Source organism: Aeromonas sp. 25-AL00135, from assembly GCF_054052385.1.
Genome location: NZ_JBSTYQ010000003.1, coordinates 23,765 through 44,829, shown reverse-complemented (window position 1 = coordinate 44,829; position 21,065 = coordinate 23,765). Strand labels below are relative to the sequence as shown.

At 60.0% G+C, this 21,065-nt stretch carries 17 protein-coding genes; 5 read left to right on the top strand and 12 right to left on the bottom strand.

Going from position 1 to position 21,065, the window contains the following annotated elements; genetic code table 11:
* Positions 1 to 80: 80 nt before the first annotated feature.
* From ACW5XC_RS03085 to ACW5XC_RS03070, 4 genes are all read right to left on the bottom strand, one after another.
* A complete protein-coding gene (locus ACW5XC_RS03085) occupies positions 81 to 884 on the bottom strand; it encodes an ABC transporter ATP-binding protein (protein WP_042055512.1) in 804 nt (267 codons plus the stop codon).
* Positions 884 to 1,921, bottom strand: coding sequence for a FecCD family ABC transporter permease (locus ACW5XC_RS03080; protein ID WP_456516092.1), 1,038 nt, complete (start codon positions 1,919 to 1,921; stop codon positions 884 to 886). Before ACW5XC_RS03080 ends, ACW5XC_RS03085 begins: the two co-directional genes overlap by 1 nt.
* A 7-nt stretch (positions 1,922 to 1,928) precedes the next feature.
* Positions 1,929 to 2,945 (bottom strand): FecCD family ABC transporter permease, encoded by a 1,017-nt coding sequence (locus ACW5XC_RS03075; protein WP_042055507.1) that lies wholly within the window; start codon positions 2,943 to 2,945, stop codon positions 1,929 to 1,931.
* A 175-nt stretch (positions 2,946 to 3,120) separates the two neighbouring features.
* On the bottom strand, positions 3,121 to 3,924 hold the full coding sequence (locus ACW5XC_RS03070) for a siderophore-interacting protein (protein WP_042055504.1): 804 nt from the start codon (positions 3,922 to 3,924) through the stop codon (positions 3,121 to 3,123).
* A gap of 323 nt (positions 3,925 to 4,247) precedes the next feature.
* On the opposite strand from ACW5XC_RS03070, the gene ACW5XC_RS03065 reads away from it, so the two are divergent.
* Positions 4,248 to 5,765 carry an HD domain-containing phosphohydrolase gene (locus tag ACW5XC_RS03065; RefSeq protein ID WP_042055501.1) on the top strand — a complete coding sequence of 506 codons (1,518 nt, stop codon included), beginning with the start codon at positions 4,248 to 4,250 and terminating at the stop codon, positions 5,763 to 5,765.
* Positions 5,766 to 5,858: 93 nt separating this feature from the next.
* Here the strand turns inward: ACW5XC_RS03065 and ACW5XC_RS03060 are convergent, their stop codons facing one another.
* Together ACW5XC_RS03060 and dnaQ are read right to left on the bottom strand one after the other, a co-directional pair.
* On the bottom strand, positions 5,859 to 7,124 hold the full coding sequence (locus tag ACW5XC_RS03060) for a TIGR03503 family protein (RefSeq protein ID WP_042055499.1): 1,266 nt from the start codon (positions 7,122 to 7,124) through the stop codon (positions 5,859 to 5,861).
* Positions 7,121 to 7,855: a DNA polymerase III subunit epsilon gene (gene dnaQ / locus ACW5XC_RS03055; RefSeq protein WP_005337813.1), complete on the bottom strand. Its 735-nt coding sequence runs from the start codon at positions 7,853 to 7,855 to the stop codon at positions 7,121 to 7,123. The genes ACW5XC_RS03060 and dnaQ overlap by 4 nt, the downstream gene beginning before the upstream one ends.
* Before the next feature lie 79 nt (positions 7,856 to 7,934).
* Here dnaQ and rnhA point away from each other — a divergent pair, with 79 nt between their 5' ends.
* Positions 7,935 to 8,399: a ribonuclease HI gene (rnhA, locus tag ACW5XC_RS03050; RefSeq protein ID WP_005337815.1), complete on the top strand. Its 465-nt coding sequence runs from the start codon at positions 7,935 to 7,937 to the stop codon at positions 8,397 to 8,399.
* Here the strand turns inward: rnhA and ACW5XC_RS03045 are convergent.
* Positions 8,387 to 9,109, bottom strand: a complete 723-nt coding sequence (locus ACW5XC_RS03045) for a methyltransferase domain-containing protein (RefSeq protein WP_042055496.1) — start codon at positions 9,107 to 9,109, stop codon at positions 8,387 to 8,389. The genes rnhA and ACW5XC_RS03045 overlap by 13 nt on opposite strands.
* Before the next feature lie 72 nt (positions 9,110 to 9,181).
* Here ACW5XC_RS03045 and gloB point away from each other — a divergent pair, with 72 nt between their 5' ends.
* Positions 9,182 to 9,946 carry a hydroxyacylglutathione hydrolase gene (gloB, locus tag ACW5XC_RS03040; RefSeq protein WP_042055494.1) on the top strand — a complete coding sequence of 255 codons (765 nt, stop codon included), beginning with the start codon at positions 9,182 to 9,184 and terminating at the stop codon, positions 9,944 to 9,946.
* 70 nt (positions 9,947 to 10,016) lie between these two features.
* Positions 10,017 to 11,570 (top strand): LysM peptidoglycan-binding domain-containing protein, encoded by a 1,554-nt coding sequence (locus ACW5XC_RS03035; RefSeq protein ID WP_042055492.1) that lies wholly within the window; start codon positions 10,017 to 10,019, stop codon positions 11,568 to 11,570.
* Between the two features lie 160 nt (positions 11,571 to 11,730).
* Here ACW5XC_RS03035 and astE read toward each other — a convergent pair whose 3' ends face one another.
* Both astE and ACW5XC_RS03025 read right to left on the bottom strand, forming a co-directional pair.
* Complete coding sequence (astE, locus tag ACW5XC_RS03030; RefSeq protein WP_042055489.1) at positions 11,731 to 12,756, bottom strand: succinylglutamate desuccinylase; 1,026 nt, start codon at positions 12,754 to 12,756, stop codon at positions 11,731 to 11,733.
* 292 nt (positions 12,757 to 13,048) lie between these two features.
* Entirely contained in the window at positions 13,049 to 13,258 is a 210-nt protein-coding gene (locus tag ACW5XC_RS03025; RefSeq protein WP_005337823.1) for a DUF1127 domain-containing protein, read from the bottom strand.
* 525 nt (positions 13,259 to 13,783) lie between these two features.
* On the opposite strand from ACW5XC_RS03025, the gene ACW5XC_RS03020 reads away from it, so the two are divergent.
* Positions 13,784 to 14,677, top strand: a complete 894-nt coding sequence (locus ACW5XC_RS03020; protein WP_042055486.1) for a DNA replication terminus site-binding protein — start codon at positions 13,784 to 13,786, stop codon at positions 14,675 to 14,677.
* A gap of 156 nt (positions 14,678 to 14,833) precedes the next feature.
* Here the strand turns inward: ACW5XC_RS03020 and ACW5XC_RS03015 are convergent, their stop codons facing one another.
* The 3 genes from ACW5XC_RS03015 to ACW5XC_RS03005 form a co-directional block, all read right to left on the bottom strand.
* Positions 14,834 to 18,709: a DEAD/DEAH box helicase gene (locus tag ACW5XC_RS03015; protein WP_042055483.1), complete on the bottom strand. Its 3,876-nt coding sequence runs from the start codon at positions 18,707 to 18,709 to the stop codon at positions 14,834 to 14,836.
* 440 nt (positions 18,710 to 19,149) lie between these two features.
* Positions 19,150 to 20,235: an ATP-binding protein gene (locus ACW5XC_RS03010; RefSeq protein ID WP_042055480.1), complete on the bottom strand. Its 1,086-nt coding sequence runs from the start codon at positions 20,233 to 20,235 to the stop codon at positions 19,150 to 19,152.
* Positions 20,232 to 20,960, bottom strand: a complete 729-nt coding sequence (locus tag ACW5XC_RS03005) for a response regulator (protein WP_040065122.1) — start codon at positions 20,958 to 20,960, stop codon at positions 20,232 to 20,234. Before ACW5XC_RS03005 ends, ACW5XC_RS03010 begins: the two co-directional genes overlap by 4 nt.
* Positions 20,961 to 21,065: the final 105 nt, after the last annotated feature.

Here is a 21,065-nt window from a genome sequence, read left to right as displayed (position 1 = left end):
CTCACTCCTTCTCGTTGCACGGCCCGGATAATCGGCCGCGTGAATATACTCGTTGGGCCCACAGAACAGGCCCATATGACTCAACTCGCCGAACGCAGGGTGCGGCCATGTTCGTGGCGACGGGGTACGATAATGGGCGCCCCGTCGCCGGGGGCATGCAGAATGTCGACACTGGTCTGGTAGAGCTGGTCGATCAGGGATTTGGTCACCACCTCCCGGGCCGGGCCCATGGCGGCAATGGTCCCCTCGCCGATGGCGATCAGCTCGTCACAGTAGCGGGCCGCCATCGCCAGATCGTGGATCACCAGCAGCACGGTTTTGCCCTCGGCCGTGATGCGATGGATCGCCTCCATCACCTCGGTCTGGTGACCGATATCGAGGGCACTGGTGGGCTCGTCGAGCAGCACCATGTCGCTGTCCTGCGCCAGGATCATCGCCAGCCACGCCCGCTGCGCCTGCCCGCCGGAGAGGGACGCAGCGCTCTGCTGCCAGATCCCCTCAAGCTGCATTCGCTCGCAGGCAATACGCACCATGCGGGCATCCTCCTCACCCCACTGATTGAACCAGCCCTGATGAGGGTGGCGGCCATACTGCACCAGCTGCTCCACCAGAATGCCGGCAGGCAGGGTCGGCCGCTGGGGCAGATAGGCGAGCTCCCGCGCCAGCCCCTTCATGGGGTAGCTGGCAAGCGGCTTGCCTTTGAGCAGGATCTCGCCGCGTTGGGCTTTCATCTGGCCGGAGAGCAGCTTGAGCAGGGTCGATTTGCCGCAGCCGTTGGGGCCGACGATCCCCACCAGCTTGCCCCTTGGCACGCTGAAGGAGATGTCCCGCAGGATGGGAGTCTGCTGATAGGCGAAGTGGAGGCGATTTACGGTGAGCGTCATCAGTCAGCCCTCTGGCGATCGTTAACAAGAAGAAACAGCAGCAACAGGCCACCGAGAATGCGGGTCATGATACCGGTCGCCACCTCGTGGGGGCGGGCCACCCCCCGAACCAGGGTATCACTGGCAAGCAGCAGCAGGGCGCCGCTAAGCGCCGCCAGCCAGAGCGGCACCACCCGGTCTTTTACCAGCCAGGAGGCAAGAATGGGGGCCGCCATGGCGATAAAGACCACGGGCCCGCCGATGGCGGTGCCGAGCGCCGCCACCAGAATGGCCTGGGCCAGAATGCCCAGTTGTACCCGATCGCCGTTGACGCCAAGCCCTCTGGCCATCTCGGGACCAAAGCGCAGCACCGCCAGCGCGCGGGAGAGATAGACGATCCAGGGGCAGAGCAGCAGCAACAGGATGGCGATGGGGGTGATGGTGCTGTAACCCACGGCGATAAAGCTGCCCATATTCCACAGATAGAGGGAGCTCAGGTGCAGCAGGGCCTGAGTGGACATCACAAACTGGCCGAGCGCCTCGAACAGCTCGGAGAGGCCGATACCGATCACCACGAACAGATAGCCCTGCTCACCCGGTTTGCGGCAGAGGGCATAGAGCACCAGCGCCGCGAAGATAGCGCCGATGGGGGCAGCCCACCAGGGCCAGCTGCCCACGGTCAGATAGAGGGAGAAGATGATGATGGCCAGAGAGGCCCCGTTGTTGACCCCCACCATGTCGGGTGTGGCCAGCCGGTTGCGAACCAGCGTCTGCACCAGACAGCCGGAGAGCCCCATGGCGGCACCCGCCACCATGACCCCAAGAATGCGCGGCAGCCGGATCTTGAACAGGGTGAGCTGCTCAAGCCGCGTCCCCTCCCCCAGCAGGGTGTTGACCACCCCGGCCAAGCCAAGCTTGCCGCCGCCAACACTCAGGGCCAGCAGAGCAAGTGCCAGCAGCGCCATGGCCAGCAGAGCCAGCCAGCGCCAGCTCGGCAGATGGACCAGCAAAGAGCGGTTGCCGGCCCGCAGGCAGAGCATATCGGTAGGTGTGCGCATCAGCCCCTCACTTGACGGTCAGCAGGGTACGAAAGCCCCCGCGATGAACAATGGCGATCAGCACAGGTGCACCGATCAGGGCCAGAATGACGCCATTGGGCAGCTCGAACGGCTGGATCAGCCAGCGCGCCAGAATGTCGGCCAACAGCAGAAACAGCATGCCGAACAGGGCGGAGAAACAGACCTGCACCGACAACCTAACCGGCTCTACCAGTCGGCCACAGTAGGCGGCCAGAAAGCCGACAAAGCCGATGGGACCGGCGATGGCAATGGCACTGGCGGTAAACAGGGTGGCGGCCAACAGCACGCCAATTCGCACCCGGTTTGGGCGGATCCCCAGCGCCTGGGCCTGACTGTCCCCCATCTGCATCAGGGTCAGCTGGCGACAGAGCAGCAAGGTGATGACAAACGCCGCCAGCACGAAGGGCAGCACGGCGATGATGGCATCGAGATTGGCCGCCGACAGGGAGCCGAGGTTCCAGAAGCGGTACTGCTCCAGCACCATCTTGTTGGAGAGCAGCAAAAAGCTGGAGAGACCGCCGAAGGTGGCCGAGAGCGCCACCCCGACCAGAATCAGCTTGAGGGGGTTGGAGCGGCCAATCATCATGCCAAGCCCCAGCACAATCACGTTGCCGAGCAGCGCACCGAGTCCGGCCCAGAGCAGATAGCCGTAAGCGGACTCCACCCCAAACCAGGTGAGCCCCACCACCAGCGCAAAGACGGCCCCAGCGTTGACCCCGAGCAGGCCGGGCTCCGCCAGCGGGTTGCGGGTCGCACTCTGCAACAAGGAGGCAGCCAGAGATAAAGAGGCGCCGACCACCATGGCACAGAGGGTGCGCGGCAGTCGCAAGGTATTGAGCACCATGGCGAGCTTCTCGTCACTGACCCACAGGGGATTGTGCGTCAGATACCCGAATACCTCGCGGGCACCATAGACGCCGGCCCCGGTGGCCAGCGAGAGGCAAAACAGCGTGCAGAGAAGGAACAATGCCAGCCAGAACAGACGGGTCTGGTACTTAACCACCCTTTACGACTCCTTGCGTTGGGTCTGACAACATGCAGCCAAACCGACGTGAAAACAGGGCACTCTTGTGTCAACGGAAATAAAAACGCCGCCCGGACGAATACCCGGACGGCGCAATACTAAATGCAAATCATTTTTATTTGCAAGGGTGAATCAGGTATTCTTTCGCATCCGCTTAATTATCCATCACATCGTGACGGGTCTGGTGATAGGCCTCTTCACTCTTGCCCCGGCGCCAGTACGGCACGGCGTAGAGCGACTGACGATCCACCTCGAGCACGGAACGAAAATGGCGGCGCAGCGGCAGCACCAGCGCCTCTTCCCCACCCAGCCAGAAGAAGCCACCATCACGCACCAGCGGCAGAGCAATCACATGCTCCAGCAGGCCGCTGGACTCGGGCTCGCCGACAAACCAGTGACAGCGCACCCCGACCGGTAGTGTCAACGGCTGAGCATCGGCCTGATCCGGCACCAGAATCGCAATTTCCCCTCTGGCATCGGCAGGCATCACCTCACACATCGCCATGATGGCGGGCAAGGCGGTGAGATCCCCTACCAGACAGTAGTGATCGGCCGGTTGCAGCATGGGGTTGGGACCACCCGGCCCGGAGAGGATCACCTTCTCTCCCGGCTTGGCATGGGTAGCAAAGGCGCTGGCGGGCCCGCCGTCACCGTGCAGCACGAAGTCGATATCAATTTCCTGCTCATCACGGCGAAACGCGCGGATGGTGTAGGTGCGGATCACCGGCTTGTCAGCCGGGTCACTCCAGCGCGGGCCGCTCGGGGTCATGGCAGGCAGCACCGGCTCTACCTGATGGGGCTGGGCCAGCATCACCTTGATATGGGCCCCACCGCAGGTAAAGGGATAGTCAGCCAACTCGCTGCAACCAAAGGTGATGCGACGCAAATGGGGGGTGATCTGGGTGATGGCTTTGACAGTCAGCAGACGGGGACGATTGGGAGGCAGAGATGGGGACACGATGGGGCTCCTCGTTGAGTGTGTCGCCCATGCTACACACAAATAGGAATCACTATCAAATAAGAATATCTCTCGTCTAATAGCTACAAGCTGGATTCAAACATCCCCAACCACTGGCGTCCACACCCCAATCCAGACATAGGCTTTATGCACGCTAGCTCCATGATTGGGAAAGAAAGCAGCCGGACAACGCCACAGTTACAAAGGGTTCCATTTGCTTATTTCGACCATAGTTTTTCGAGATCAAATTTTATTTCCCAATAAGTTTCCTATCCTTAGTGAAGCAGTTAATGTAAGCACAGGATGCCAAACAGGATTGTATGATGGATGACCAGATCCTGATTATTGATGATGACGATCTCTCCCTCCCCGACGCACAGCAAGCGGGCTGGAAGGTGATGATTGTTGACGATGAGCCTGAAGTGCATCGCATCACCAAAATCACCTTGAACAAATTCGAGTTTGACAATCGCCCCATCGATTTTCTGCATGCCTATTCCGCGGCACAGGCCAAAGAGTTGCTGGCCACCACCCCGGACGTTGCTCTGTTGCTGCTGGACGTGGTGATGGAGGTCGACCACGCTGGCCTTGATGTCGTCAAATATGTCCGTGAAGATCTGCAAAACAAGATGGTACGCATCGTGTTGCGTACCGGCCAACCCGGCCAGGCGCCGGAAGATGACGTGGTCACCAACTACGACATCAACGACTACAAGGATAAAACCGAGCTCACCTCCCAGAAGCTGCGCACCCTGCTGCGGGCCAGCCTTCGATCCTATCGGGATATCCGCACCCTGGAGAGTAACCGTCAGGGGCTGGAAAAAGTCATCGAAGCCTCCAAGGGGATCTTTGAGAAACGGGCCTTGCGCCAGTTTGTCGAAGGCGCCCAGGAGCAGCTCAGCGCCCTGCTCCATCTGGGGGAAACCCAGATATACGACGTCAAGCAATACGCCTATGAGGTGAAGGATCAAGTATTGGAGCCCCTGCTCCCCGGCCATCCCGCCATGCTCCTCACAGAAGCGCCGGAGATCCTGCGCCAGGCTATGAGCAAGCGCAGCAACGTCTATAACGCCACCCAGATGGTGCTCTACTGTCAGAATCCGCGCCACCACCTGCTGTTCCACATCGAGACCACCCGCCAGCTCAGCCAGATCGATACCAGTCTGCTGACGCTGTTTACCGAAAACATCATAGTGGCGCTGGAGAATATCCGGCTCAATGAGGTGATCGCCGACAACCAGCGGGAGATCATCTATCGCATCGGCGAACTGGTCGAAACCCGTTCAAAAGAGTCAGGGCTGCACGTCAAACGGGTCGCGCTCTATACCGAACAATTCTGCCACCTGATGGGCATGAGCGAAGAGCAGAGCGAGCTGGTGAAACGCGCCTCGCCGCTCCATGACATTGGCAAGGTGGGAATTCCCGATGCCATCTTGCACAAGCCGGGCAAGCTGACACCGGAAGAGTGGGAGATCATGAAAACCCACGCCCAGCTCGGGCAGGATATGCTCTCCGGCAGCGATCTGGCGCTGTTTCAGATTGGGGCCACCATCGCTGGCAATCACCATGAGAAGTGGAATGGCAGTGGCTATCCCCGCGGTTTGAAGGGGGCCGATATTCCGCTGGAGGGGCGGATTGTGGCGCTGGCTGACGTGTTCGATGCCCTGGGTTCGGATCGCTGCTACAAGAAGGCGTGGCCGCTGGACAAGGTGCTGGCCCTGATTGAAGAGGAGAAGGGGCAGCATTTCGACCCCCAGCTGGTCGAGCTGATGATGGCCAATCTGGACAAGTTCCTCGAGATCCGCGAGCAGAACAAGGATGTCTATATCGGCGAACACTGATAGCCAGCTTGTTCTGTTTATGAATTCAAAAAAACCGCCCTGCTTATCAGGGCGGTTTTCTATATCTGGCATCACGCCACTTCAGTACGAGGGTTACTGCTCTGGCAGATTGAGATCCAGCTTGGCAGTAGGTTGTCCGGCTTGCTGATTCTCGGCCTGCGCAGCGGCCAGAGCACGCTTCAGGGCACGCCGTTTTTGTATCACCACAAACCCGACCACACCCAAGACCGCCAGCAGCACACCACCACCTGCCAATGCCCAGATCAACCAGCCCATTTCCTCCTCTGCCGGGGCTTCATGGGTCGCTTCGGCACTGGAGGCCGGTGCGGCGGCCGACACCACCTCTACAGGAGGCGGCGGTGGCGGGAATACATTGAAGGTTTTAACCGGCAACTCGATTTTCAGCTCACGGCCGAGGCGAGTGGTGCCATAGAGGGTTGCTTTCACCTCATGCTGGCCGACCTCCTTGATGTTGGAGAGATCGATATCAAGCTTGGGGTCGCTGGCGGTCTCGCTGAACTCGTAGAGGCCGCCCACATTGCTGGTCACACTCCCCTTGACAACCACGGAAGCAGGATCCAGCTCATCACGGTCGATTAGCAGTGAGAGCTTGGCACCCAGCTCATCCGAAGGCGGCGACAAGTTATAGCTGAACGGATAGGGGTAAAGCAGAACATCCTGATAACGGGCACGGACAAACACCTCATTGCCCGTGCTGAACATGGCGCGGTACTTGCCACCGGGAATATCCTGCAGCGTCACCTCCGCCGTCATGATGCCATCGCCCGGCACTTCGTCGAGCCCCTTGCCATCATCGCGATAGTGGCCAAGTACTTGATCCAGCACGACCTCTTTCTTATCGGCATCGCTGAACGATTGCAGCTTGACGGTCATGCCAAGATCAGAGAGATAGTATTTATCTTTCGGCGGCTGACCATTGATCAGCAACCACGCCTTGAGCTTGACCACCTCCCCCTGATAGAGCTGCATCGGCAGGGCGGCGATATCGAGCCGGATATCGGAGAGAATGCGCACCCGGTTGTCGGGATCCACCTCGCCAATCGCCTGCCAGGGGCCCGGCATGGGATTGCGCAGGGTAATGAGATCATGCTCCGGCAGCGCCAGCCAACCCACATCTGCGGGTTTGACCTTGCCCACGTAAAGCTTGCTGCCATCGGGGCGAACCAGGATCACGGACGGGGTGCCCGGCTTGCGCTTGATGATGAAGGTGATCTCCTTCACCCCGTAATCGATGCGAAAGCGGTTATCCAGCAGCGGAATATCGGAAGGGGCAAATACCTCGGTCGCCGTCGCCCCCAGCGAGAGCAATAGCAGCAGACCGGCATACCACTTGCTCATTGCCGCCACAGACAACTTCCTCCTTTCTTCTGTACCAGGTCCAGTCTCGCCTCGTGCAGGGCCTGAACCTCGGTGCTGGCACGCACCACCTTGAGGGCGGGTCGGTTGCTCTCTAACCGGCGAATGCTGGTGTCCTGATTGCTTTCGTTTTCGTTGCTCTCGGTGGCCAGATTGAGTTTGGTCTGGCCGCCGGTCATCAGCAGGTAGACGTCCGCCAGGATCTCCGCATCGAGCAAAGCCCCGTGCAGGGTACGGTGGGAGTTGTCGATACCGTAACGATCGCACAGCACATCCAGGTTGTTGCGCTTGCCGGGGAAGAGATCCCGCGCCATCGCCAGGGTATCTGTGATGGTGCAGATATCCGCCGTCTTGAAGTTGAGTCCGAGCTTGCTGAACTCGTAGTCCATGAAGCTCACGTCAAACGGTGCGTTGTGAGCGATCAGTTCGGCGCCGCGGATGAAGTCGAGGAATTCGTCGGCAATCTGGCTGAACGACGGTTTGTCACGCAGGAACTCGTCGGTAATACCGTGCACCTGGATCGCTTCCGGGTCGACCAGACGATCAGGCTTGATATAGACGTGATAGTGGTTACCGGTCAGCTTGCGGTTGATCACCTCCACACAGCCGATTTCGATAATGCGGTGCCCCAGATAGACAGGGCCACCCGCCGTATTCATACCTGTGGTTTCAGTATCCAGAATGATCTGGCGATTCAGTTGGGGTGTGTTCATGATCCAATCTATGTCAAACTTCGGCTTTAATTACTCGCTAGTTTACCCCAAGCCTCATGTTAAAACAGATTGATTGCTCATGTTAAAACAGATTGATGTCTATACCGACGGCTCCTGCCTCGGCAATCCGGGCCCGGGTGGTTACGGGGCCGTCATGGTCTACGGCAAGCACCGCAAAGAGATTTCCGCCGGATTCAAGTTGACCACCAATAACCGGATGGAGCTGATGGCCGCCATCATGGGGCTGCGCACCCTCAACGAACCGTGCAAGGTACGCCTCACTACCGACAGCCAGTATGTCCGCCAGGGGATCACCCAGTGGATCATCGGCTGGAAGAAGAAAGGGTGGATGACCGCCAACCGGCAACCGGTCAAGAACGTCGATCTCTGGAAGGAGCTGGATGCGGAAGTGGGTCGCCACCAGATTGAGTGGCTCTGGGTGAAGGGTCACTCCGGCCATCCGGAGAACGAACGGTGCGACGAGCTGGCCAGAGATGCCGCCTGTGGCAAGGATCTGGCCGAAGATACCGGCTACCAGCCCTGACGGGCCATTCCCGGTGTGGCGAGGGACTTTGGCAGTTGCCAGCGCCGCCGCACCGGGATCAATGGAAAGCGCCGTTTACGGGCCGCAATCACGTATACCGACGCAAATGCCCTGCAATAGTCCCGCCCCACACTCTCCCGCCACCAGCTGTGCCAGCTCTGTTTCCCCATAAATGAATAGCCAAAGCGCTCGTCGAACATCACCTCGCATCCCAGCAGATGCAGCCAGTCCGTCACCCGCCCAGGGGTAAACATCCGAGCAGACCAGGGCAACTTGCGCCGTAAAAAAGGGATACAGTGGCCAACTCCCACCAGACTCACCGGATTGTAACCACTGATGATGAGCCAGCCATCATCGGTCAGCACCCTTTCGGCTTCACGCAATACCTGATGGGGATCGGCGGAGAAATCGAGGCAGTGAGCCAGCAGACAGGCATCGACGCTGCCGGTTCGCACCGGCAGCTCGAGGGGATCGCCATAGATGTCCAGCAGTCGTCCCTCAGGCGCGACACCCACCTGATGACGAATGGATGAACATTTGCAGGAGAGCTCGGCGCTCAGGGCTCCGACCTTGAGCAAGTGATACCCGAACAAGTTGGGGCACCAGCTGTCGAGCCGCTCCTGGATCTCGGCCGCCACCCAGTCACCCATAGGCAGCGCTGACCAGCTGGTCGGGATCTCGATTTGTTGTTCGGTACGTGCCACCTGCATAATAGGGTTCAACTCGCGGTTTCGAACGCCATCCTGTTATATAAGATACCCTCCCTAAAGAGAAGCAGACTCATGTATCCAGTGATCACAGTTCCAGCCTTTAATGACAATTACATCTGGTTGATTAGACACGAAAATCACTGTCTGGTTGTCGATCCGGGCGATGCCGCCCCCGTGCTGGAGCGGCTCTCGGCACTGGATCTCGTGCTTGATGCCATCTTGCTCACCCACCACCATCATGACCATGTGGGAGGCGTCAGCACATTGCTCGAGCACTTCCCCCACGCGAGACTGTATGGCCCCAAACTTGACCCCATGCCGGATCATCATGGCCAGTGGCTCGAAGATGGTGATCAGATCAACTGGCACGGCCTCGCCCTCGAGGTAATCCATGTGCCCGGGCACACCCGTGGCCATATCGCTTACTATGGTAACGGCATGCTCTTTTGTGGCGATACCCTCTTCTCGGCCGGTTGTGGCCGCCTGTTTGAAGGGACGCCGGAACAGATGTACCACTCTTTACAGCGCCTTGCCGCCCTGCCCGACGAGACCCTGATCTACTGCGCCCATGAGTACACACTCTCCAACCTGCGCTTTGCCTATGCAGTTGAACCGGACAATCCGGCGATCCGTGATCAGATCGGACTGATCAGCAAACTGCGGCAACAAGGGCTGCCAAGCCTGCCCACCCGGCTGGAGGATGAACGCAAGTTTAATGTTTTTCTGCGCTGCGAGCTCGATTCGGTAAAATTTTCTGCTGAAAAGAAGGGGCTAAAATGCGTGGAAAATCCGGTAGATACCTTCACCATCTTGCGTCAGTGGAAGGACGTTTTTTGAACAAACCTTGATCAGGGGGCCATTGCCCCTTATGATGCGGGCTGTTTTTCCCAAAAATGACCGGAACGAGATGAAGGTACGAACGGCCTTATTGGCAGCGCTGTTGCTCAGCGGCTGCCAAAACCTGAGCCATCAGGATGACCGGGCGCTAACGGCAATCGAGCCGATCAAGTCCCCCCAGGTCAAGAAAAAAGCGCATAAAAAACACTCTTCCCATTTCCTGTTTGGCGATGAACAACTGGATGAAATGGAAGAGACGGACAATCTGTGGGTGCGTATCAGCGATGATATGCAACTGGAAACTCCGGACAATCCGCGCATCCGCCAGCAACGTGAGTGGCTGTTGCGCAATGATAAGCATCTGGCGACCATTGCCAGCCGGGCTGAACCCTACCTCTATCTGATGGTAGAGGAGATTGAACGGCGTGAGCTGCCAATGGAGCTTATTACTGTCCCGATGATCGAAAGCATGTTTGATCCTCATGCCCGATCCCGCAGCAATGCCGTCGGACTCTGGCAGTTTGTGCCAGCGACAGGCAGAAACTTCGGTCTGCGCCACGACAACTGGTATGACGGACGGCGCGATGTGCTGGCCTCCACCAATGCGGCGCTCGACTATCTGGAATACCTGAACCGCTTCTTTGACGGTGACTGGCTGCAAACGCTGGCCGCCTACAATGCCGGTGAAGGACGGGTGCGCAACGCCATCCAGCGTAACCAGCGCGCAGGCAAACCGACCGACTACTGGTCGCTCGATCTGCCCCGCGAAACCCGGATGTATGTGCCCAAGATCCTCGCCATGGCTGACATGATCAGCAATGCGGACAAGTACAATATCCAGTTGCCGGTGCTAGCCAACGAGCCGAAGCTGCGAGTGGTGGAGACCGGCAGCCAAATCGATCTGAACGTGGCCGCCCAACTGGCAGGTCTGCGCACCTCACAGCTCAAGGAGGTCAATCCGGCCCTGAGCCGTGGCGTGATGTCGCCCCGTGGCCCTTACCGCCTGCTGGTACCGGTAGAATATGCCGATACTCTGGAGCTGGCACTGGCCGATCTGCCCAAGAGCGAGCGTATTCGTACCCGCTCCTATCAGGTCACCAGTGGCGATACCCTGTCGCGCATCGCCCAGAATCATGGCGTCAGCGTGAACGAGCTGAAGCTGGCCAACAATCTGCGCAGCAATAACCTGCGTCGCGGTCAGCAACTGGTGATCCCGACCCACGGTCAGGTCAGCAGCAAGGCCAGCTCTGCCAGCAAACCGCAGCAGTTGGCAAGCCGTGGCAGCAGCCAGAAGGCCAAGGTCAGTTACAAGGTGCGCTCGGGTGACAACCTGTGGAGCATCAGCCAGGCACACGGCGTCTCCCACGAAGAGCTCGCCAGGTGGAATGGTCTGACTGCCAAGTCGGCGCTCAAGCCAGGCATGAAGCTGGTGGTCTATCCCAAGCAAGGGAAGAAGAGCGACAAATCGATGGTGTATCAGGTTCGCCGTGGCGACTCCATCTCCTCCATTGCGGCTCGCTTCCAGGTGGCCATCAATGATGTGATGCGCTGGAACCAGCTGGATAAAGGGGATTACCTCAAGCCCGGCCAGGAGCTGACCCTGTTTGTGAAGAACAACAGCTAAGCCACACCACTTGAACCCGATAAAAAATGGGGCCAGTCATCTGACTGGCCCCATTTTTTATTACTGCGGCTAACCGCTGCTGTGTCTGAGCCACCGACTAAAACAATGGCTTGGCGCCGCCTGCGGATGCATCACCGCTCTGCAGGCAAAACTATCACCGCTATTCCCAAAGCCTTGTCGGCACCACCATCAGCACGGTGCGCTGACCAATCGCCACGTTGGCATTGGGGAAGACCACCGCCTCACGCGGCTTCTCGACCGTGTAGCGAAGCTCGCCATCCTCGGCCAGCACGAACCCTTGCGGAAATTCGGTGAAGTTGTCGACATCGCTGGCAAACAGGAAGCGAAAGTCCGCCGATTTTTTGGTGATCACCCGATCGATGGCAAACAGGGTGAAATCATCCGCCCGCCACGGCTCCAGCGCCACCTCATCCTGAGTGACCAGCTCTTGCAGCGCTTGGCGGGTTTCGATAAAGCGGGTCATATCGTTCTCGCCAAACGGGCGCACCTTGCCCAACTCCACCGTAAAGGCGTGGGCACCATGCTGGCGGGAGCTGTAGTAGCTGAAGGTCGTGGTCGGGCTGGCGGAGAGCAGAATAGTACGCACCCCGCAGGCGCCGAGGAACTGCACCTGCTCGCGGCAGTGGGGCCGCTCGTGGGGGAAGGGGTAGACGGCAAACTTCTCGTGGCGCGAACCGCGAATGGCGGTGTGCAGGTCGTAGTGGTAACGGGGACGAGCCGGATCGGCAAAGAAGCGGCTCACATACTGCTCGAGGCGCATGGCGCGGATCCGCTCCCGATTGCAGAGCCCCTCTCCCTTGCTGTGGGCTCCGGAGAAGAGCCGGTTCATGTTCTCCTCCACCTCCCGCAATCCCAGATTCATCGCCGCCGGATTGCCAAACAGGAACAGCACCCGATGACGGGCGCTCAGCTCGCCTGAGAGCAGACGGCTCAGCAGCTGGTTGCAGATCTCGATGGGGGCGGTCTCGTTGCCGTGGATGCCGCAGGAGAGGACGATATCCTTGCGCCCTCCCGGCTGGCCGCCCGCGCCGCTGGCAGGCTCCAGACAGAGTACGCCCGTATCCCAGACGCTGACCCGCGCACCATCGGGCAGGGTAAATTCAAAGGGCTCAAGCTGCCACTCATGGCTGCGGGTCAAGGCCAAAAAATCGTGCTGGGGAATCATCCGTCTCACCCTCTTGCGCTGGAATACTATGGCCGGATTATACGCAAGGCGTTGCAGCATAAAATCAATTTTTAAACAAATTCAAACATTAACGATACAAGTGTGATAACAATCGAACGATGACAGCAATGACAGTAGCTATATGGAATAAAGAGGAGAGGAAAAAGGACCAACAAATAACAGGGGGAAAACGGGGGATTTAAAGCAGAAAATGACAGACTTGGCGGCCGGGCGCCACGGGGCAGAACAGCAAACGACTCAGTAGAAAAACAAGGCATCCATGCCCGGCTGATCAACCACGCCAGAACGGCTTGGTGGTCTCTTGATAACGGTCAGCTTCGTTCAGGCCGATGTCTTTGAGCAGGTACTCGGGCAGCTCGGAGAGCTGGCGACGGCTGCGGCTGCGCTCCAGCCAGGTCAGAACGGTCATTTTAACGCGAGCAACCAGATTCAATTGGCTGGAATGCTGGTAACCGGTTTCGGTATAAGTCATGTTGGCCATGATGTGGCTCCTCTGAATATTTGTTTACGCACTGGGCTTTATTTGATGCGCAAAGCTTAGTCAGGGAGCAGGGCCGACTCAATTGACGAATTTTGATACATTACATTAGTAAATCTAATGTCTAAACACGGCAGGATTTAATTTTAATGCTTTGATTTTAAACAAATAATTATTTTAACGGCTGGCCAACAGAGTTGCACAGCATATTGTGCTGCATGGCACCCATCTATATATGCATTTTACTGCTTTACATATGCAGAGGTGGACAAGGTGTGAACAGCTGGCAACAGCGGAGTTACACATGATTGTTAATTTGATGATCTTGTGGTGATCTTTATTTAACACCCTGAAACATAAATAAAACCATCACCACATCCCCATTCAGAGGCGCACATTGCCCCCTCCTCAAAGTGCCTCTTGGCACTCCTATCGCATGCTGGTATGTTTATTTATACAGTAGTTTTGCTCCCCGCAGCGATGTCATACCTGATGTCGTCAACAGCGGGTCAGACCACAGGATCATCGATGGATACCTTTACCCCGACCGCCGCCCTGCGTCAACAGATGGCCGCCATTGAAGGCGCTCTCAACCAGCTGGCCGATCTGCTTGGTCAGCTCGACCTGCAGGAGGCTCATGTCTATCCCCTCCCTCCGGTTGCGCAGGGGGAAGAGCACGACCCGATCGAGCAAATTGAGGTGGGCTATCTCAACGGTGAAGCCGCGCTGGCGGCCACCCTCGCCGCCTATCGGGATCACAGCGCCCGCCCTGGCTGCTCCACCAAGGCGACTCACCGGCTGCCCGGCTGGTTGCGCTTTCCTGCCGCCGCCGCTCCGTTGATCCAGCCTCTGGTTGAGGAGATCAATCAGCGCAAGCTCGATTTCAAGGCGCTGGTGCAGCAGGCGGGGGGACGTGACGAGAAGTTCGAGCTGGTACATACCGCCCTGCCCGGGGTGATCACCCTGCAGGTCTACCGCAAACTGACCCTGCTGGCGGGGGAGCTGCAATCCCTCGGCTTTACCTGGGCTGACAAGCAGACCATCAATCGCCTCAGTCGCGAACAGGTGCTTGAGATGCTGGAGCGCAGCCGCCGCTACATACCGGCCCTCTCCAACAACGAGGAGTGGAGCAAGATGGTGGATCAGGAGGTGTACGACATTCGCCGCCTGCCGGCCGATGCCGAGCTGCGGATCCGCCGCCCGGTCAAGACCCACCCGATGATCAACCTGCTCTGGCTGGAGCGCACCCCGCGCAAGCAGCAGATCAAGGCGAGCCTGCCTCTGCTGCTCTGCTCGGATACCCCGCCCGCGGTCACCCATCTGGGCAACTATCCCCCCAAGAGCCGTCAGGCGCGGCGAGATCGCAAGATTGGCGGTGAGCCCATCATCGAGCGGCTGCACCTCTATCTCTATCAGGGGTGACTGGATCAGGGATAGTTGGTTCAGGGATAACCGGGCCGCCTTGCCGCGATAAATGGCGCCTCCCGCATCTGCATCCCAAACGAAAAAGGGGAGAACATCTCTGGATGTTCTCCCCTTTTCTGTATCGATAGACGGTATGTAAGGCGGCGTCGCCAATCAGCCCATCAGCAGGGCCCGCAGGCTCTCCACATCCAGCCCGCGCACCTCGGACTGGCCGCTCAGCAGGCCATCGGCCAGCGCCCGCTTCTCGTCGTGCAGAGCGACGATCTTCTCCTCCACCGTCTGCTCGCACACCAGCCGGTACACGGTCACCGGCTGGGTCTGGCCCATCCGGTGCGCCCGATCGCTCGCCTGATCTTCCACCGCCGGGTTCCACCAGGGATCGAGGTGCAGCACGGTATCGGCCTGGGTGAGGTTGAGGCCGGTCCCCCCTGCCTTGAGGCTGATGAGGAACAGCGGCACCTCCTCGTGACGAAAACGCAGGATGGAGTCCTGACGGGACTTGGCGGAGCAGCCCCCATCCAGATAGCAGTAATCCCAGGATTTCTGCTCGATGCGGGCCCGCAACAGGCTCAGCAGATCGACAAACTGGCTGAACACCAGCACCCGATGACCGCCGTCGATCGCCTCTTCCAGCAGGGCCATCGCCTCATCAAGCTTGCTGCTGGTCTGCGACCACTCGGGCATCACCAGCTCCGGCGAGCAGCAGAGACGGCGCAGCCGGGTCAGGCCACTCAGCACATGCATCAGGGCGCGACCATCGGCGCTTTGCACCTGCTGCACCACTTCCCGCCGGGTCGCCTCGTAGAGCTGGCGCTCTTCGGGGGAGAGGCTGATGTGGTGAATGATCTCGGTCTTGTCCGGCAGCTCAGTCAACACCTGCTGCTTGAGACGACGCAGGATAAAGGGGCTGATCACCGCCCGCAGCAGCGCCATGTGCTGGGGATCCTTGACCGCCTTGCCAAAGCGACGCTTGAACTCGCCAAGGCTGCCGAGCAGCCCCGGGTTGATAAAGGTGAAGAGGCTCCACAGCTCCCCCAGATGGTTCTCGATGGGGGTGCCGGAGAGGGCGAGGCGAAAATCGCCGTCGAGCTGGAACAACAGCTTGGCGCGCTGGGTACCGGCGTTTTTGATCTGTTGGGCCTCATCGAGCACCATGGAGGGCCAGCGACGCCCCTTGAGCGCCTCCGCCAGACTGCCGAGCATACCGTAGTTGATGATGATCACCTGCCCCGCTTTGGCATCGCGAATAATGCGCTCGCGCTCGGCGGGATTGTCAAAGATCACCACCTCCAGCTCGGGGGCGAAACGGGCCACCTCCTCCTGCCAGTTGGTGACCACTGACTTGGGCACCACCACCAGCGCAGGGCCAAGGTGCTGGCGCATCCGCAGCACAATCAGCGCCTGCAGCGTCTTGCCCAGACCCATGTCATCGGCCAGACAGGCACCAAAACCGTGATGAGCCAGGGTCGCCATCCAGCGCACCCCCTCTTTCTGATAGTCCCGCAGGGAGGTGAGCAGCTCGTCCGGGCACTCGACCTCCTGCTGCCACTCCTGCTGCAGGGATTGCCACGCCGCATCCCCTTCGGTGGTAATGACAGAGAGCAGACGGGTCAGGGGATAGGCCAGTTTGTTGTTGATGCGCTGCTCTTCATCGAGCATGGCCCCCAGCATGGTGAGCCGCTCTACCAGCTTGTCGCTCAGCATCAGGCTGGTCTTCTCGTCGAGCTGAACGGTGCGCTGACCCGGGGTCAGCTGACGCAGGATCAGGCGCAAATCGAGGATCTGATGCTCATCGAGGGCCAGCGCCCCTTCGACCTGGAACCAGTCCTGCCGCCGCTCGATGCGCAGGCTCAGAGCCGCTTCATCGAGGCTCTTGAGGCGGGCGCTGTCCTGATGCCAGTGAATGACCACACCGGCATCCACCAGCTCGGGCAGGGCATTGACCAGCGCCAGCGCCTGTTCCCCCTGCAGCAGCCACTCGCTGCCGGGCAGGCCGATGGGGAGTTGATTGCGCAGTAGCTGGGCCTGCAGCTTCTCGGCCGCGAGATCCCGCTGCCAGTAGTGGTACGCCTTGATCCCCTGCCGTACGATCGCCTCCCCCTTGCCAAGTGGCTGGGGCGGCAGATCCTCAAAGCGGGTCACCAGCTTGACCGACAGCTGACCATCCTGCCAATCCAGTTGCACCGAAGGAATGCCCGGCCAGGGAGCCAGTTCGGCGTTGCCGCTAAGCCCCGCAACCTGACTGTGCCAGGGCAGCTCGGGAATGGCGTCCAGGGTGCGTTGCAGCTCGGCCAGCCCCTCGGCGGGCAGCAGCGGGATGGATTCGAGCGCTGGCAAGCGGTCGAGCAGCGGCTGCGGGGTGAGGATGAGCTGCCACAGATCCTGCGCCAGCGGCATGATATGGGCCCCGCGGGCGGCCGCATCGGGGCAGAGCTGCGCGCTCATCCCCTGTTCGGTGGCCACCACCTGCAGCAGGGGGGCACTGATGGCCAGTTGCAGCTTCTGCCCCTTGGCGTTGAACAAGCGGGGGTGATCGGCCAGCGGCGCCCAGACATCCCGCGGCAGTCGTCCCATCACCCGTGGCAGGGTGCGAACCAGTGCCCAGTCATGCTCGTCGAGCATGGCGGCATACTGGGTGGAGAGCAAGGCCGGATCGACCCGGCGACCGGCGGTCCACTCCCCCTTGGTACTGAGCTTCTGGATCTTGCACTCCAGCTCGGGGCCGTCGGCATGGAGCAGCCACACCAACCGCTCCTGCGGCTTGCGTACGCCACTCGAGCGTCCCAGCCCCTGCAGCCAGTTGAGCCAGCTGGCAGAGGCCGCGGTTTTATCCTCGTCCCCGTCATCATCCTGCTCATCACTGCCCTCTTGCGCACTCTCCTCACTGCCGCGCAGTTGGCACAGGGGCGCCCCTTTGGCCGCCTCGCCCAACAAGATACGCAGCAGATCCTGACAAAAGGCCATCAGGCGATGATGGGGCTCGGCATCGAGCAAATGGGAGAGATCCCACTTGTGCAACATGGCCACCTGCGGGCTCTGGGCACCGTGACGGGCCAGCGCGCAGAGATCGAGCCAGAGATAGCCCCAGTGGAGCTCCTCCACCGGCAGCTGCAGGGTATCGAACAGGCCGACCGCCTGACCGTGGCGATCGCCCGCCCACTGGCTGAGCAAGTCGGCAAGCAGGGGGAACTGGCCAGTCAGACTGCGCTGCCACTTCTTGCGCTGTTCGCTGGCGATGACGGGATCGGCCTGCTGCAACCAGCCAAGCCAGAGCAGGGCGCTGAATGAACGTGGCCACTGGCCCGCTTCACCCTCATCGGTTGCCTGCCACTGGCCCAGCGCGGTGAGCAGTCGCTCGCCAAGCGGGCCGCTCTGGCTCTGCTGGGCCAGCGCCTGCAGGGCTGGCCAGCCGGGGGCGGCATCCTTGTCCTCGCCGGTTGGCGATGTGCTCTCGCCATCCCCGCAGAGCCAGCGCCACTCCGCTTCGAACGCTTTGGCCCGGGCCTGCACCTCGGGGGCGCAGCGCACCAGCGCATTGGCCAGCGGCCAGCGCTCTTCATAGGGGGCATCGAGCAAGAGTTGCAGCGAGAAGTGCTCCAGCAACATTTGCTGCCAGGCGGGGCTGGAGCCCGCCAACAACTGGTGAGCGTCCGGGGTATCGAGCAGGGTCAGCAGATCGCTGGCCGAGAAATAGGTGGGGATCTCCCCCGCCTTGCCGCGGCAGAGCTCGCGCACCACCGCATGGGTAAGATCCTGCCCGGTCAATGAGGACACCCGGCTCCAGTCCGGTGCCGGGCAGAGACCGGCACGCACCCCCAGGATCAGCGCCAGCGTCCCCTCGGCAGTCAGGCTCCACTGCTGCTCCCCGCGCAATCTGACCAGCCCCGCATCCTGCAATCGGGTCAGTTTATCGATCAGGGCATGGCCTATCGCCAGTTGTTCTTGCAGCAAACGGGTACTGGCAACGCGCTGCAATTGCAGGGTGGCGAGCAGGGCATAACTATCCGAAGAGAGGGTGGACGCAGACATCAAGACTCACGGGCAAGTGCAAAAGCGGAATTTTAACGGTAAAGCGCCAGCGGCTCGACCCTTTACCGTGAAATAACTCAAAAAAAAACGGCCATCCATGATGACCGTCGAAAGTAACGAAGGAAATAGCCGGATCATCCGGTTACCTCCCACAGCGGGAAAATCGGGAGCGCTAGCCCCTAATTCGTGGAGCCAATGCTAGAGGTTGGCGCCCGAAAAAGCTTTGAAGCGGATCACAGTTGAAAAGGATTTCTGAAAACGGTTTCAATTTTTAGCGGCAAAAAACCATGATTTCGCGCCAAATGAGCCATGTCCCAACCCCTCCTGCTCACCCGGCACAAGCGGTAGAAAACCCTATGACGGTCGCTTGTCGAACGCCCCTGTGCTGGCAGCTGTCAGCTGTCAGCTGTATAGCTTCATCAGAACCTGCCGCCCGCAGGCTAGGTTTCAGGGCAACCGGACATGGCCGAGATGGGCCAGGAGAGCACGAATCGGCTCCCTCCCCGCCCGGTAGCTTGGCAAACCGCACTGCCGCCGTGAGCCTCGGCAATCGCCTTGACCACGGCGAGTCCGAGTCCACTGCCGCCGCTCTTGCGCGAGCGTGACGGATCTCCCCGACGAAACGCATCGAAGATACAGGCGGCGATCTCCTCGCTGATGCCTGGTCCCTCATCTTCCACACTCAGGACGCACACACTCTCCGAGCGATGCAGCCGCACAGTCAGCAACCCCGGCAGCGCGTGCTTCTGGGCATTTTCCAACATCGCCATCAGGGCCTGACGGATGCGAAACAGATCGCAGCAGACATGAAGTTCGCTATCGAGCTCCCGCTGCAACACAAATCCGCTCGCCGCCAGAGGGCTGGCAAATGCCTCAAGCACCACGGCAAGCTCGTCGGCCAGCCTGACCTCGGTCCGCTGCAACTCCAGATGGCCGCTGTCGTTGAGGCTCAATACCCGCAAATCCTCGATCAGGTGATTTAGCCCCTCCACCTGACGCAGCAACCCCTCGAAGAGTTCGCTACTGGGAGGAAATACCCCTTCGGCCAGCCCCTGCAAGCGGCCGCGCAAAATGGTCACCGGAGTGCGCAATTCGTGGGCGATGGCGGCATTCCAGAACTCCCGCTCGCGGGTCATGCTCTGCAGCCGCTCGGCCATGGTATTGAAGTCGCGCACCAGCTGCGCCGTCTCCCCGATCGCCTGCTCATCCTCCGGCACACGGGCATCGAGTTTGCCCTCGGCCACCTCGCGCAGGCTGGTTGCCACCGAGTTGAGGGGAGTCAGGATGCGGCGAGAGAGGCGCACCGCCACGTACAGCGCCATCCCCAATGCAATGAGAATGGTGGAGCCGATCCATAACATCTCGACTCTGGAGGGCACCCAGGTCTCGGAGATGCTGCCCGGCACAAACGCCACGGCGATACCATAAAACACATAGGTGCCGATCACCGCGAGGGAGATGATACCAAGCGTCATCAAGCCCAGAGAGCGGATGATCTGCCTGCGAAGGCCGGGCGCCGATTTCATGCATCGCCCCCGAAGCGATAGCCAACGCCCCAGACACTGGCGGGGACCCCCTGAATGCCGTGTGTCTCCAGTTTTTTGCGCAACTTGCTGATGTGGCTATCCACAGTGCGCTCCTGGGTATCCCCCTCCGGCAAGCAGTGAGTCAGCAGTTCGGCGCGACTGAACACCCGTTTCGGCGCCCGCATCAAAGAGGCGAGCAACTTGAACTCGGTCAGGGTCAGCTCCAGCACCTGCTGCTGGTCATCGCGGAAAATGCTGGCCTCGTGGCTCTCCAGATCGATCTGAAACTGGCCGACCCGCAACACGTTCGCCGTGGCAGGCTTTACGGCTCGGGTGCGCCTGAGCACGGCCTGCACTCGCGCCACCACTTCGGCCGGATTGAAGGGTTTGACCACATAGTCATCCGCCCCCATGCGCAGCCCCATCAGCTTGTCGAGATCCTGATCGAGGGCGGTCAGCATGATCACCGGCGTATCGCCGCGCGCCCGGATCTCGCTGAGCACCTGCCAGCCATCCAGTTGCGGCATCTGCACATCCAGCAGCAGGAGATCGGGTTTGAATGCCTGATGCATGGCCAGCGCTTCACGGCCATCGGCGGCGTGCAGGGAGCGCAAGCCATGACGTTGCAGGTAAGCGGCGAGGATGTCGGCGATCTCGGCTTCATCCTCTGCAATCAGTACCAGTGACTGGCCCGCCGGGCTGGCGGAAGCATTGAGATGGGACATAGTCGGACTCGAAAAAAGGTGGCGTTGAACTTTATCATCGCCTCCATGGATTCTCCACAAAGCCTCGAATCATTCGCAATAGCCCCTCGCCATAATGGCCGCTCG